17 protein-coding genes are annotated in these 13,369 nt (G+C 61.1%); 9 read left to right on the top strand and 8 right to left on the bottom strand.

The annotated features are described in order from the left end of the window. The first annotated feature begins 66 nt into the window (after nt 1-66). Nucleotides 67-1,320, top strand: coding sequence for a DNA repair protein NreA (gene nreA, locus WDJ60_RS12630; RefSeq protein WP_340100836.1), 1,254 nt, complete (start codon nt 67-69; stop codon nt 1,318-1,320). Between the two features lie 844 nt (nt 1,321-2,164). Here nreA and WDJ60_RS12635 read toward each other — a convergent pair. Both WDJ60_RS12635 and WDJ60_RS12640 read right to left on the bottom strand, forming a co-directional pair. Next, a complete protein-coding gene (locus WDJ60_RS12635; protein ID WP_340100837.1) occupies nt 2,165-2,629 on the bottom strand; it encodes a DUF302 domain-containing protein in 465 nt (154 codons plus the stop codon). 63 nt (nt 2,630-2,692) lie between these two features. Continuing rightward, on the bottom strand, nt 2,693-2,977 hold the full coding sequence (locus WDJ60_RS12640; protein WP_340100838.1) for a DUF5789 family protein: 285 nt from the start codon (nt 2,975-2,977) through the stop codon (nt 2,693-2,695). Nucleotides 2,978-3,101: 124 nt separating this feature from the next. On the opposite strand from WDJ60_RS12640, the gene WDJ60_RS12645 reads away from it, so the two are divergent. The 6 genes from WDJ60_RS12645 (at nt 3,102) to WDJ60_RS12675 (ending at nt 7,477) form a co-directional block, all read left to right on the top strand. After that, nucleotides 3,102-4,052 carry a cell division protein CdpA domain-containing protein gene (locus WDJ60_RS12645; protein WP_340100839.1) on the top strand — a complete coding sequence of 317 codons (951 nt, stop codon included), beginning with the start codon at nt 3,102-3,104 and terminating at the stop codon, nt 4,050-4,052. 39 nt (nt 4,053-4,091) lie between these two features. Continuing rightward, nucleotides 4,092-4,415 carry a transcription factor S gene (locus WDJ60_RS12650; RefSeq protein WP_340100840.1) on the top strand — a complete coding sequence of 108 codons (324 nt, stop codon included), beginning with the start codon at nt 4,092-4,094 and terminating at the stop codon, nt 4,413-4,415. Further along, the gene (locus WDJ60_RS12655) at nt 4,416-5,021 is read left to right on the top strand and encodes a DUF6517 family protein (RefSeq protein ID WP_340100841.1); all 606 of its coding nucleotides are present in this window, start codon (nt 4,416-4,418) and stop codon (nt 5,019-5,021) included. A gap of 317 nt (nt 5,022-5,338) precedes the next feature. Further along, nucleotides 5,339-6,775 (top strand): hypothetical protein, encoded by a 1,437-nt coding sequence (locus WDJ60_RS12665; protein WP_340100843.1) that lies wholly within the window; start codon nt 5,339-5,341, stop codon nt 6,773-6,775. 3 nt (nt 6,776-6,778) lie between these two features. Further along, a complete protein-coding gene (locus WDJ60_RS12670; protein ID WP_340100844.1) occupies nt 6,779-7,219 on the top strand; it encodes a hypothetical protein in 441 nt (146 codons plus the stop codon). Between the two features lie 6 nt (nt 7,220-7,225). Then, nucleotides 7,226-7,477 (top strand): hypothetical protein, encoded by a 252-nt coding sequence (locus WDJ60_RS12675; RefSeq protein ID WP_340100845.1) that lies wholly within the window; start codon nt 7,226-7,228, stop codon nt 7,475-7,477. 62 nt (nt 7,478-7,539) lie between these two features. Here WDJ60_RS12675 and WDJ60_RS12680 read toward each other — a convergent pair whose 3' ends face one another. The 4 genes from WDJ60_RS12680 to WDJ60_RS12695 all read right to left on the bottom strand — a co-directional run bounded on the left by WDJ60_RS12680 (nt 7,540) and on the right by WDJ60_RS12695 (nt 10,209). Then, nucleotides 7,540-8,355 carry a zinc ribbon domain-containing protein gene (locus WDJ60_RS12680; protein ID WP_340100846.1) on the bottom strand — a complete coding sequence of 272 codons (816 nt, stop codon included), beginning with the start codon at nt 8,353-8,355 and terminating at the stop codon, nt 7,540-7,542. A 213-nt stretch (nt 8,356-8,568) separates the two neighbouring features. Further along, nucleotides 8,569-9,291, bottom strand: coding sequence for a methyltransferase domain-containing protein (locus WDJ60_RS12685; protein WP_340100847.1), 723 nt, complete (start codon nt 9,289-9,291; stop codon nt 8,569-8,571). Beyond that, the gene (locus WDJ60_RS12690; protein ID WP_340100848.1) at nt 9,291-9,683 is read right to left on the bottom strand and encodes a nascent polypeptide-associated complex protein; all 393 of its coding nucleotides are present in this window, start codon (nt 9,681-9,683) and stop codon (nt 9,291-9,293) included. The genes WDJ60_RS12685 and WDJ60_RS12690 overlap by 1 nt, the downstream gene beginning before the upstream one ends. A gap of 61 nt (nt 9,684-9,744) precedes the next feature. After that, nucleotides 9,745-10,209, bottom strand: coding sequence for a PUA domain-containing protein (locus WDJ60_RS12695; protein ID WP_340100849.1), 465 nt, complete (start codon nt 10,207-10,209; stop codon nt 9,745-9,747). 147 nt (nt 10,210-10,356) lie between these two features. Between WDJ60_RS12695 and WDJ60_RS12700 the strand changes: the two genes are divergently transcribed. After that, on the top strand, nt 10,357-10,545 hold the full coding sequence (locus tag WDJ60_RS12700) for a DUF8178 family membrane protein (RefSeq protein WP_340100850.1): 189 nt from the start codon (nt 10,357-10,359) through the stop codon (nt 10,543-10,545). Nucleotides 10,546-10,587: 42 nt separating this feature from the next. On the opposite strand, the gene WDJ60_RS12705 is transcribed toward WDJ60_RS12700, so the two are convergent. Together WDJ60_RS12705 and WDJ60_RS12710 are read right to left on the bottom strand one after the other, a co-directional pair. Next, nucleotides 10,588-11,085, bottom strand: coding sequence for a LabA-like NYN domain-containing protein (locus tag WDJ60_RS12705; RefSeq protein ID WP_340100851.1), 498 nt, complete (start codon nt 11,083-11,085; stop codon nt 10,588-10,590). A 44-nt stretch (nt 11,086-11,129) separates the two neighbouring features. Further along, nucleotides 11,130-12,026, bottom strand: a complete 897-nt coding sequence (locus WDJ60_RS12710; protein WP_340100852.1) for a M48 family metallopeptidase — start codon at nt 12,024-12,026, stop codon at nt 11,130-11,132. A gap of 150 nt (nt 12,027-12,176) precedes the next feature. Here WDJ60_RS12710 and WDJ60_RS12715 point away from each other — a divergent pair, with 150 nt between their 5' ends. Continuing rightward, nucleotides 12,177-13,367, top strand: a complete 1,191-nt coding sequence (locus WDJ60_RS12715; RefSeq protein WP_340100853.1) for an MFS transporter — start codon at nt 12,177-12,179, stop codon at nt 13,365-13,367. The last annotated feature ends 2 nt before the right edge of the window (nt 13,368-13,369 follow it).

The following is a 13,369-nucleotide window of genomic DNA, read 5'->3' on the forward strand; positions in this document are numbered from 1 at the left end:
CAGAGCCGTGCTTTGAGGACGCGCTGAGAGTCAGATTGATACGCGCGAGGGTCGTCCGGACTGGTAATGCGGTTAGACGAGTTCGTCGAGGGGTTCGAACGCGACGAGGCCGCCGAGCGACGGCGTCTCGCCGAGGAGAAATCCTACGAGATCACGAACTACCTCGACGACGTCGAACGCCAGTTCGAAGAGACTGTCCAGGGCGATTCGCTCTTTGGCTCGACGGCTCCCGAAATCTTCGTCGGTCGGTCGAACTACCCCAGCGTCTCGACGGGGTTGCTCTCGCCGATGGCCGAGGGGGCAGACGCTGCCGACTACGCGACGAGCGGCGACTGGTACCAGCAGGGGTTCGACATCGACGACGTGCTCCAGCGCCGGACGGGACTGCTCAACTCGACGCGCTCCTCGCAGGTGAACGTCGAGGACGTATGGGACGGCTTCGTCGGCGTCCAGCGGGAGGTTGCCATCGCAGACCGACCCGTCGACGTGGAACTGGGACTCGACACTGCCCCGGAGTTAGACCTCTCGCTCGACGACATCTCGACGCCGACCGGGCCGCGCGCTCGCGCGACGGACGCCGACCTGGCGGAGAACCCCCACGTCCCGCGTCCCGTCGAGAAGACGCTGGAAGACGACGACTGGCAGGCCGAGGGCGCGATGAACTACCTCTACCGGCGCGGGTTCGACGTCTACGATATCAACACGATTCTCTCGGCTGGCGCGCTCGGCCAGGGTCGCAATCGCCGCCTGGTTCCGACGCGGTGGTCGATTACGGCCGTCGACGACACGGTGGGTCAGTATCTCCGGGGGACGATACGCAACGAACAGACCGTCAACGAGGTACAGGTGTGGTATAACGAGTACGTTGGTAACGATTACTGGGTCATCCTCGCGCCCGGCAACTGGGAGTTCGAACTGGTCGAGCTCAAGGCTCCGGGAAGCATCTGGAACCCCGAACCCGACGGGGCCTACTACATGGCTGCGGACAACGAGGGGTATGAGGGACGGACCGCCTACGTCGACGAAACCTCCGGGGCGTACTACGCCTCGCGTCTCGCCGTGCTGGAACATCTCGAGGACGTGGGGCGGCAGGCGACGTGCCTCGTGATACGGCACGCAAGCGAGTCCTACTGGGCTCCGGTCGGCGTCTGGCAGATTCGCGAAGGAATCCGACATGCCTTCGAAGGAGAGTACGCGACGGCGGAGACGTTCCACGACGCAGTCACAGAACTGGCCCCGGCGCTGCCGGTATCGCTGACGGACCTCCGTCGGAAATCGACGATGGTCGCCGGTATCCAGTCACAGCTGGGGGACTTCTGAGGCGAGGCCGGCAGGATGGGTCGCAGTGTGCCGGCCTCGATAGTGACATCCCGGAGACGGTGTGAAGTGGGGTGGTGGGGTGGGTGTGTGGTGGGATAGGTACTCACGACCGGAGATGACACAGGCCAGAACGGCCCATCCCCTCTTTCGGACTCCAGGAATAAATATGTAAATGTTATAACTATCTGGGAGTGTAGCTTCTGCACAGGGCCTCCAATGGACCCACACAGTGAGCATGGACTGTACCTGAGAACTAATCGCTACCTGATAATCACGTATAAACGTTCGTCATAGAACCTGCCTACCGGTCCGAGTGAGTCGCCAGGAGAGTGGCGGTTCTGAACAGTGACAGCGCACAAAATTCGACAGACAGGCCCAGATACGTATACTGACGAACGGGACTGTCGAATAGACGCGGCTGTGAAGAGTGAGAATGGAGACGCTTCGAAGAAAGAGCGGGGACAGCAACCACGACGAGCGAACGAGCCGGAGGCTGGGCAAACGGACGACTGAGACAGTTAGGCGAGGCGGGCCGAGTAACGTGACCGAACTCTCCTCAAGCGGTTTATAACTACAGGCCTACAAAGGATAGAGCTATCTGGCGAGAGTCCACCGACAACAGAAGCCCACGGCCAGACACAAACCCGTGACCCGATATCGACCATCAACGGTCGCGCATGTGCGTCCGCTGCCTCAGCGGTGTGGCGCTGACAGCAGCGGTCGTCATCCCCCCAAAAGCCGATCTGGACCCTGGAACCGCCGACCGGACCTATCGCGGCGTCCGGACTCTCCCAAGCCTTTCTGAATGCGTAGTTCACGCCACGTTAGAGCGGACAGAGCGCTCTCACTCGGTCGCGTATTCGGAACTCCGAAGCGCCGAGAAGAGGTCGTCGACGTACTCGCCTGTTTCCGCGACGATGTCCGCCCACGTTTCGTCGTCCGGTGCCATTCCGAGGAGGCGTCCGATGCGCATAATCGAGACGTGATAGACGCGCTGGCGACCCGGCTCTTCTTGCCAGATGACGACGTTACACGGCATCAGTGCGCCGAGTTTGTTCGCCGAGGCGTCGAGCGCGCGGTCGGCGACAGCGGGGTTGCACGCGCCCAAGATGTAGTACGGGTCGCGGCCCGCGTCGACTTTCTCGTTGAGCATATCAGACGGCGAGAACTCGACGGGAACACCGAAGTTCGCGTCTTCGCACGCCCCGCGGACGAACTCGATTGCGTCCTCGTGGTCCATCGAGAGGACGACCTGTTCTTCACCGATATCATCCGGGTCGATTTCGGTCGGATCGATTGGCAACGTCATGAGCAGACAGACGCCGCCACCGGTAAAAAAGTCAGCGCCAGCAGTATCAGTGTGACCGGACAGTCACTCGGTCGGAACCGGTCCGGTGCCGATGGCCGACTCGATCGCCTCGGTGAACTCCTGTCGGGTGGCGAAGTACGGCTCGTCTATTTCCGAGAGTACGTCCGAGAGGTCGCGCGGGCCGTCCGGCGTCCGAACGACGGTGTCGCCCTCGCGGGCCACAATCTCGCTTTTCTCGATACCCCACATCAGGCGCTCGGCGACGCGGGCGACGGGAGCGCCCTCGACGTCCGGTCCCTCGCCGAGTGAGACGGCAGGTTCGTCCTCGCTTTCGTCGTCGTCAGCCATATCCGTCGATTCTTGCCCCCCGTGATTAGAGCTTTCGGATCGGTTCTCGGCGGCGACGCCGTCGCCAGCGTGTGTGACGCGCGTCTGACGGGTAGTTTTGTAGACGACTGTCATATACGGACGCATGACCAGCCTCACAGATGTCTACGACGGGGGCGTCGGGAGCGTGGCGACCCGCAGGCGTCGGGTCACCGGGGCCGGCTTGTTCCTGGTCGGTGCTGCGATGGTCGTCGGTGCTATCCCCATCGCGACGACGGATCTCGCTGCTAGCCTCGGTCTCTCGGTGTTCGAGGCCCGCAAACTCGCGGGCGTTCTCGCCGGTCTGGGCCTGCCGGCCGTCTTCGTCGGCATCTTCACGGTCCTCCCAGCAGGGCGTGCCACGCGCGGTGCAGCCGCAATCGGGGCGAGCCTCGCCGTCCTCGGCGTCGCGCTGTTTGGCTACGCCTATCCCTACGAGTGGGTCACCTCGAACCCGGCGATGGCCGTCGTGACCACGCTCCTCTACTCGGTCGGCACGCTCGTCACGTTCTGGTGTCTGTTCGTCGGTGTCGCGACGTTCAAAACTCGGACCGACCCCGGCGGCTCCGCCCGACTGGAGATCACCGACGAGGGCACCGTTCGGGTCGTCAGCGACGACACCGACATTCCCGGGATGGGCGGTATCGGCCTGTTCGGCCGCGAACCGGACGGTGACGTGGACACACAGACCAACCAGCAGGACGACGGAGACGACACGCTCGTTCCGGAACCGACGGTCGACGAGACGACACCGAACGGGACCCAGTCGAGGACCACCCTCCCGAGATCCGGCAGACCGACGCCGGCTGGGGATGGAGCCGGAGCCGTTCAGGCCCCCGAGACACCGGCGACACAGCAGCCAGAACAACCGCCCGCTGCAGCCAGCGCCGACGTTCGACAGGCCGTCGCAGAGCGCGGCAGCCCTGACCGATACTGCGGGAACTGTTCGCACTTCGAGTACGTCCGGGCAGACGGTGAGATTACGCCGTACTGCGGAGTTCACGACGAACTCATGGAGGATATGGACGCCTGTCACCAGTGGGACGGAAACAGTTAATCAGGAGAGTTATATTTCTGAAACCGGTAGGTGGCCGATATGGAATTTTGCGACGAATGCGGTTCGATGATGAAGACGGAAGGCGACCGGTGGGTCTGTGGCAGCTGCGGCCACGAGACGGTCCGGGACGACGCCAAAGAGGAAGCGATGGTCACGACACAGGGACAGGAAGAGTCGGAAGTCGTCGACATGAGCGAGGCCGGTGACGAGGCGATGGGACCGACGACCAACGCACGCTGTCCGGAGTGTGGCAACGACAGAGCGTACTACGAGATGAAACAGATTCGCGCCGCCGACGAGTCCGAGACGCGCTTTTTCACGTGTACCGAGTGCGACCACAAGTGGCGCGAGGACGACCACTGAATGGTCACAGCGCCCGACTACCCCAGCGTGCCGGCCGAGAAACTCGCCGGGTGGGAACTCGTCGAGGAATCCGTCGAGACGCTGTTTCAGTTGCCGGCAGTCCGGGTCGTCGGAGCGACACGACAGTACGAGGACGAACAGTTGCGCACGGCAGTTCGGGACGCGTCCGACGGTGAAATCGACCACCGGTGGCGATTCTTCGCGGCGACACGACTGGGGTTTGACCCAATGCTTCCACCGGGGACGATGCCGTCGATGATTCTCCCGACAATGCGCTCGGAAGCGAAAAAGACGTTCAAGAAGCGACTGCAGAGTCGCGGTGTCGAGGACATCGAGCGCGGCCGACGCGAACGCGTCCGTATTCGCTCCGGAAAACGGGCTCGCCTGATTCGCTATAACGGCGTCGACCCGGTCGCCGGTGGCGTCCCCGTCACCGGGTGGGTCGGCGTCTGGAACGACGGCACCGACTTTTTCGTCGTCACCGGTGGCTATCCGGCACGCCCGCTCTCGGAGGCACTCGACCTCGAAGAGTCAGCCGACGGACTCGACCGCACCGGGAACGAAGCACAGGGCGAGTTCCTGGATATGTTGCGCGACGTTCAATAAGTAGTCTTGAAAGCTGCGTAATATTTCCTGAAATCGAGCCGGGCTTATTGTCACTTTAGGCAGCAAATACCGTCTACATTTTATAAATAAGTCTTTGATTTTAATATGAACACCACGGAGATTGGAACTGCGTCAAACGTGTCGTTCGGGCGGTAAAGCGGCGTATTTCTTCGTTCCCAACCTGGTTCAGCCACGTCGACCCAGAAACAGCCGAAACGCGATTACAGAGAGTGTCTCGCTAGTATATCACTTCAAATGAATACTAACAGTAGTGTTGAAGTAATCTTTATTAATCATCACTCTATTTTCAACACTATATGGAAGTAACAGTTACCGAGGAAATGATGGATAATAGGAAGGCGGTTCGCATCCGTATTGAAGAAGTCGCCAACCTATCTTTCGATCTGAGCGAATCTAGTGAGTATGTCAATGTCGGAGAAATATCTGGCAGATTGCTTGTCGAATACGAAGTCAACCACGGACAGGTTCGGGAGGAAATCGAACGAGCTCGCAATCCGACGACAAAGGATAAAGCGAACGCGTTCTTCGAGGACTGGTCGCTCGCGGCCGTCGACCCGGGTACTCTCGAAATCAACTACGGGTCGGTACTCTTTCGCGGCACCGAACCCATCGACGCGGTTCCGGAGCAGTTCACATTAACCGCAACGCTCGACACCGATGAGTTCCAGCGGACCGCGCCCGAGGACCTGAAACGGAAGCTCCGCCAGGAAAAGGAGTACACAGTAGCGTACGACGACCTCGAATCCGACATCAAGGCCTATCTCGAACGGGAGGGAATCAACACCGACCAGGTGTCGCTCGGGTCGCCGATTCACATTCAGGCTCGCGCAGAACCCATCGCGGAGGAGGACGTTTTCGGAACGGAGTTCCGTCTCACTGTCGAGAACCAAGTGATCCGAGAACTCGAACCCTCAACACTACGTGTGTCGATGCCACCACAGATAGGGCGGGAAATTCTCCTCGACGATCAGACAACGGGGTCCTATGACCCTGCAGAGGAAGAGTTCGTGTTCGACATCCCAAGAATACCGCCAGCCGAAGGGCAACCGAAGGTCCACGAGATCTCGTTCCTCGTTCCCCAAGAGGCTGGACAGGACCTCGAACAAATAGAGGGTTCCGCGACGCTGAACACGTCCCAACCGTTCACCAACTACCTCCCAGAGGCGGTGTTCGACGCCGGTGGGAACAAAATATACGACGACCAGGTGCCAGCGGAGTCAAATTACGCGTCCGTGGACCCAACGTGTTCAATCGAAGCAGATTTCTCGACGCCGACGTCCGAAATCCTAGTCGGTGACGTGGCGAACGTGACGAAGAAGATACGCGTGGACGGCGTCACGCCACCGCAGGCGTACACCGAGATAGAGTCAGTGTTGAACCAGCGGGGCATCGACGCGGCCGGCACTGGAATGAGTCAGAGCGAAGAGATCCGAGAGGGCGCGAACGTGACGGAGTTCAACGGCAGGTTTGAGGACGGATCCATTGTTGTCGGCGACACGCGGATAGCCGTCAATATATCCGTCAACGGGGAGCGGCGGACGGGCGAGACGGGGACAGAACGGGCCAGTGGAGAAGAACTCCCCGCCAAACAGCGCAACGTCACGATGGACTACGGCCACACTGGAATCCAGGTCATCGCGAAGGGGGCGGACCCACAGAAGGTGGATTCGTTCGCGAGCGACCTGCGCGACGAAATCAAGCTCAGTTTGCAATCAATTGCGGAGGAGGTCTAAACGATGCGAATTAATCTCGACGATAGACTCGACAAGGAGTATCCAGAACGATCGAATTGCGAAGTGAACGACCGCGACTGCGACTACGATGTCGACACGGTCTGTCACAACTGCGGTACGAAAATGTGCGACGCCTGCAGTATTGGCGTCCGGCACCAGCCGCGACTCTCGAAGTACACTCGCAATGTAGAGGAGGGTACTGAGCGGTTCGAGCGTCACTGCCCGGACTGTATCGACGAACACACACTGAACATGCGGAATCTCGGTATCGGTGGCGGGATGGGTCTCTTTGGGGCCCTGCTCGCGTACATCGGAGTCCCGGACACACCAGTCCTGGCGGTGTTCGGCCTCTTCCTCCTCGTCGCTGGTGCCCTCGTGCTGCGTACCGAGTATCGACTGAAAACCCGTCGAAACGAAAACTACGGTTTCATGAGTCTCTGGTGATCGGCCGTGCCAGCAAAGACCGGTGGTTCCCACGCGTCAGCGGCGTTCGTGAGCATGCTAATCGGAACGACGATGTCGAAGTACATCTGGGAGCTCGTGCCACCAATCGGCGAGGCAACGCTCCTGCTACTCGGCGTCATCGAAGCCATTCCGGGACTGTCGGTTCCGGTAACCGAAGAGTTCGGTGGTGCACTCCTTGTCATTCTGACGCTGTCGTTCGCGTGGGGCGTCGTCTACCACGTGTCCCGCCACGGCTGAAGAGTACCACCGGGTGACTGGGCAGTCTCACACGCACCAAAACCCTCAGACGCTTCCGTTTTTCAATTGCGGCTCCACGAGCGGTCCGAATCGTCACGGCTCCACTTCGACCCGTTGTCCTCGCTATTGTCGTCGCCAGATTTTTCGTAGCCGTCGGGCGAGTCTCCATCCTTGATCTCGTCGACACTATCGTCGGGTGCCGTGCTCTCGGCGGTGCCCTCGCTGGCAGCATTGGCTCCGCTGTCGGCTGTCGCGCTATCCGATGTTGGCGTGCGGTCGCTGACGACGTTGGCAGTATTCGGTTTTGTGGAGGGACTACCGCGTTCCCTGCTACTCACGTCCGGATTGGTGTTTGCGGTTCCGGAACTGACGGTAGTCGTCGCCCTGGATTCGCTCGTCGCCTGATTTCGTCCGGTGTTATCGGTCACCCCGGCGGCAGCACCGTCCTCATAGTCGTCTCTCTGCCCTCCTGTGAGAGAAGCGTCGTAGATAGTGTACACCCAATCCGTCCATTTTGGAGGTGAACTCGATGTGCGTGACGGCTTCCTATAGGCGTCGTAGATAGCGTACCCCCAGACACCGAAGAGGAGGAAGTTGAGTGCTCCCCCGAAGAGCGCGTTGAAGAGGTAATACCCACCAAAGAATGCGGTCATGAAGGCCAGACCGCGTCGGAACTGGCGGTTGATCATCTGTCCCAGCCCAGGGACGGGGATTGAGGCTGCTGCCGAAAGGAGCGACGTGTCGTCACCGCTCTCCTTCGGGGGGGATCGCTGCCGAGTCCCACACTCGGGACAGATCTCGGCTTGGCTGTGGATGTCTGCCCCGCAGGTGGAACATTGGACAGTGTTCACTCCGGTAGCGTCGTCTGTCTGAGTCACGATTCTCCGTTTACTGTGACGAATAATAAAAATGCCGCGGGCACGGTCAGCATCGCCTGCCCCTGATTCACGACAATGCCGTCTGCGTGAGAGCCAGCAGCCCGATTGATTGGGAGTCTGAACATCCAGAAAGTACAGAACAGGCTCGTTCGTGAGGGCCCGTTCCAGTACCGGATGCGATACACCGAACTGCTCGAAGGCTCGACCGACGACTCACAGTCGTCGCGCGAACGTCAGATAGCCGGTGTGTCCGACACCTGCAGTCGAGGGACGGGAGCCGCGGTCGTCGAAGTCCATCTCGCGCTGAATCGTCTCGAGCGTCTCGATGTCCTCCAGTCCGACGTCTTTTGCCGTCTGGACGACTTCCCGTGTCTGTTCGACGAACGGCGAGTACACTGCGACGTAGCCGCCAGACACCAGCAGATTCGGCGTGTGTTCGACGACCGACGCGGCGTCTTCGGTGTCGAGCGTCAGCACGTCGACGGTCCCGAGTTCGCCGAGGTGGTCGGTCACGTCGCCGGTCCGGACGTCGACGCGGTCCGCAACGCCGGCGAGGGACATGTTCTCGCGCGCGACATCAGCAAACTCGGCGTCGCGTTCGAAAGTAGTCACGTTCGCACCGATGCGGCCGAGATACGACGCGAGCACGCCGGTTCCAGTTCCAGCGTCGAGTACGGTATCGTCGGCTTCGATGCCGGTGTGACCGACGATAAGCCCGATATCGCGCGGCATCATCGGCGCGCCGGTGCGCTCGAGGTGGTGAAAGAGGTCCGGTCCGCGGAGCTTCCGCACCCGGAAGACAGTCCCGAGATGCGTCTCGACGGTGTCTCCGGACTCGGCGTCCGCAGGTACTTCGAGGATTCCGAGATCGGTCTCCAGACGGTCACCCGGTGCCAACAGGTACTCGCGGTCCTCGTGAACGAGCAGGAACGACACTATTCGAGCCGTTCGACGGCTGCGGCGAGGTCGCCGTCCGTCGCTTCGAGCGCTTCCCGTGCCGCGTCCTCGCCTGCGCCGGTGCGCTGGGCGACGAGGTCGATGTCGTCCTGGGGAATCCCATCGTCGGTATCTGCATCGTCACCGCCCTCCAGTTCCGGCTCGCTACTGCCAGCGCCGCGCTCGCGCGTTTCGGGCGAGCCGACGACCTGGTAGGTCTCCTGGCCCTGTGCGTCCATGAGCTGGACTTCGGCGTCGGTGAAGACCAGTTCCTCGTCGGCCGTCCGGATGACGACCTCTTCGGCATCGATTTCCTCGATGTCGATGCCCATCTGCTTCATCATTTGCTTCATTTTGCTCGGGTTCAGTCCGCCGCCGCCTCCTCCAAACATACGCTCCCGTTCACGCCAGTCGATAAAAAGGGCTGTGTTGCCGACCGGCCGATTTTGCCGACTACTCGACGCCTTCGCGAACGAAGACAGCCATCCCCGTCTCGAAATCGAGCATTCCCTCGCCGGACAGCTCCGCGCGACCGACCGCGAGCAGCCGACCGTCTTCGTGTTCGACGACGACTTCGTCGCGGGGCCGAATACCGTCGTCAGCAACGTCGACGAACTTCGCGAAGACGTTACGACCGTCCCGGACGAACGGTTCGCTCTCGTCACCGACGACGACGCTGTACGGCGTCTCCGCAGCGACCGTCTGCAGTCGGTTCCCGCCAGCCGTCCCGAGCGTGAACCGCCCGTCAGTCCCGTACGTGACGAGTCGTCCCTCGTCGACACGTACCTGCCGGGGACGGCCCGAACTGGTCGTCGTCACCGTCATCACCTCGCCGGCCGGAAAGAGCGTCTCGCCGACGCCGAGGCCGAACTGGTAGTCGGCGACCCGCTGCAGGAAGGTCCGGTGGCTGTCGTCCATCGTGGCCGCGTAGTCGTCGACCCCCTAAAACCGCACCGTTTGGTCGTGCTTGTCCACGACAAGTGTTGTCTTTGTCATAACTTACCATATTCACCTCCGGCGGTTTGGGCAGATTTATACGCCGATGGGGGTAAGAGAAGAGTACCAATGAGTGGAGCAAACAAGACCAAGATTCTCTTCGGTGCCGCCCTGTTGCTGGCGGGGACAGCAATCATCCTCTACGTCAGTAGCGCAGGCGAGGCAATCCTGCCCGGAGTCATCGGCAGCGTTGCGGCACTCGCGATGGCCGCGGGCGCGTTGCTCGTCGGGACGTCGGAAGGCGGCCGTCCCGTCTGAGAAAACTCGATTTTCGGTCGCTCAGTTCCCCGAGCGACAGCTCTAGAGCAAGAAACGGTCAGTATCGGAACTGAGGTCGGTAAACTCGTGGGCCGCCTCGATGAGGTCCTCGGAGGTCGATTCCTCGAAACAGTACGCTTCGACGCGGACGCCCTCGTGTTCGAGATGCCGACAGAGCCGAGCGAAGTCGCCGTCGCCAGTACAGAGGGCAACAGTATCGACGTGAGAGGCCAGCGAGACGGCATCCAGACTCATCCCCACGTCCCAGTCGGCCTTTTTTGTCCCGTCGCTGAAGGTGCGAATTTCTTTGATGTGTGTCTCGAAGCCGATATCGGTCAGCGCGTCGAAAAATGACTCCTCCTCTGGGGCGTCGGCTTTGACCACGTACGCGAGTGCGCGAACGAGTTTGCGGCCGTCGACGGCCGCCTCGAGAAGGCTGTCGTAGTCGATATTCTGCGTGTAGAGACTCTGTGCGGTATGATAGAGGTTCTGCGAGTCCGCGAGTACAGCGACTCGCTGATTCGGGTGAATCTCGGTCATGACTTCGATACGGAAGGGAGTACAGAAAGGACTTGCTACCGCCGTTAGCGGGCGCGGAGCTTCTCGATGCGCTTCTCGATTGGCGGGTGCGTGGCGAAGATTGTCTGGAGAATGCCACGGTCACCGCCGAAGATACAGAGCGCAGCGACCTCGTCGGGCATTCCGTTGTCTTGCTGTTGCCGGCCGCGTCCGCCACGCTGGTTGAGACTCTGGCTGGCCTGCTGGCGCTGTTTGGCACCCTGGCTGATTTTCTCCAGCGCGCGGGCCATCGCGTCGGGGTTGTTGGTGTACTCTGCGGCGTCACTGTCGGCGACGTACTCGCGGTACCGCGAGATCGCCATCACGAAGATGGAGACGATCATCTGAGCGATGGACCCGGCTATCATCGCGAAGATGTACGAGCCGATATTGCGCTCGCCACCGAAGATGACCGCGAACTGGACGACGATACCGACCATCGCGGCGATGGACTGGCCGATGAGCATCATCACCACGTCGCGGTTGCTGATGTGTGCCAGTTCGTGGGCGAGCACGCCCTTCAGCTCGTCGCGGTCGAGCAGGTCGATGATTTCCGTCGACACGACGACGACACCGGCACCCTTTCGGCCGACGGCGAAGGCGTTGGGGACGCCCATGTCCGCGACCATCAGCCGCGGCTTGTCGATGCCCATATCGCGACTCAACTGGTCGACGTGCTGGTGAATCTCCTGATACCGACCCTCTTCGGGCATATCCTCTGCGCCGACGCTTCGGAGGGCAGCCCACTTGCCGAACTTGTACTGAAATCCGACGAAGGCGAGCGTTCCAAGGAGGACGATTCCGAGTGCCCCGGTCGTCGCTCCAAAGTACAGATAGGCGAGTCCGGCAATGGCCGCATAGAAGGCAAACAGGATGCTGCCCATGATGACCATCCGGAGTTTGAGACCAATGTGGCGTACCATCGGGAGAGACTAGACGGCGCTTCGTAAAAAAGGGTACGTTCCATGACATAGCGTGGCAAGTAGGGAATAACTTCGCGACGAGAGACTGACAGCAACAGGAGCAAGACCAGTATCAAAATACTGTTGTCGGTCGTCTCGAAGTCGGACGTAGTGGCTACCCCGACAGAGCTCCGTCGGTCTCTCTGGGTAATCGTTGCAGCGGCGACGCTGACGGTCATGGCGGGTGCGATTCTCGGGCCAATCGTCCCACAGATTCAGAGTGAGTTGGGCGTCTCCGGGACAGCGGCCGGGCTCATTATCACCACGCACGGCGGTGTCATCGTCCTCGCGAGTCCGTTCGTCGGGTCGCTCGTCGACCGTATTGGACCGCGGCGTCCGTTCATCGGTGGCCTCTTCGTCTACGGTCTCGGCGGCGGCGCTGGTCTGTTCGTCGACTCCTATCTCCCGCTTCTCGCGTCTCGGGTCGTGCTGGGCCTGGGCACTGCCGCAGTGTACACGTCCGTGACCGTGCTCATCTACCAGCTCTACGAGGGACAACAGATGGAGCGAGCACTCGGCTTCCGGAGCAGCGCGAACAGCGCTGGGGCCGCCGTCTGGCCGCTGATCGGTGGCGCTGCCGGGACGCTCGCCTGGAACGTACCGTTTGGCGTCTACTTGGTTGCGCTTCCACTTGGACTTTTCGCGGCCCTGACCGTCCCAGAAGTCAGGCGTAGCGTCACCGAAACCGATGGCAGTGGAGCGAAAGGAGAGCACTCGGACAGTTCCGCGGGGGTTTTGACGGTTCTCCGAGAGCAGACGGTGCTTCCGCTGGTGTACCTGCTGTATTTCGGAACGAACGTCCTGCTGTACGCAATCGTCGTGTACTACCCGCAGTTTCTCGGTGGGGTCGGGGTGACCTCCTCGCTGGGGATTAGCCTGTATCTCGGTGCCAACGGGGCGGCAGGCGGCGCGTCTGCAATCGCTTACGACCGACTTATCAAGCGTGCCGAGCGCTCGACGCTCGTGCTCGGCGCGTTCGTCCTCTGGACCGTCGGCTTACTCTCGACGCTCGCCGTCGAAACAGCGCTCGCTGCAGCCGTTCCCGTCGTCCTGTTCGGTCTCGGTGTGGGACTTGTCTTCCCGTCGTCGTTCGCGTGGGTCGAGGAGTTCGCACCGGCGGACAGACAGGGACAGTTCAGTTCCTATCTCGCCTCGTTTGGATACACTGGTCAGTTCCTCTCACCGATTCTGTTCGGCGTGGTAATCCCCTTCGGCGGCGTCGGTGGAGTGTTTGTCGTTGCCGGAGCAATCACAGCCGCCAGCGGGTTTGCACTCGGAATCCGCCGGCTCCGGCCAGCCTGAGC

The organism is Salinibaculum salinum, assembly GCF_037645885.1.
Classification (GTDB): Archaea; Halobacteriota; Halobacteria; order Halobacteriales; family Haloarculaceae; genus Salinibaculum; species Salinibaculum salinum.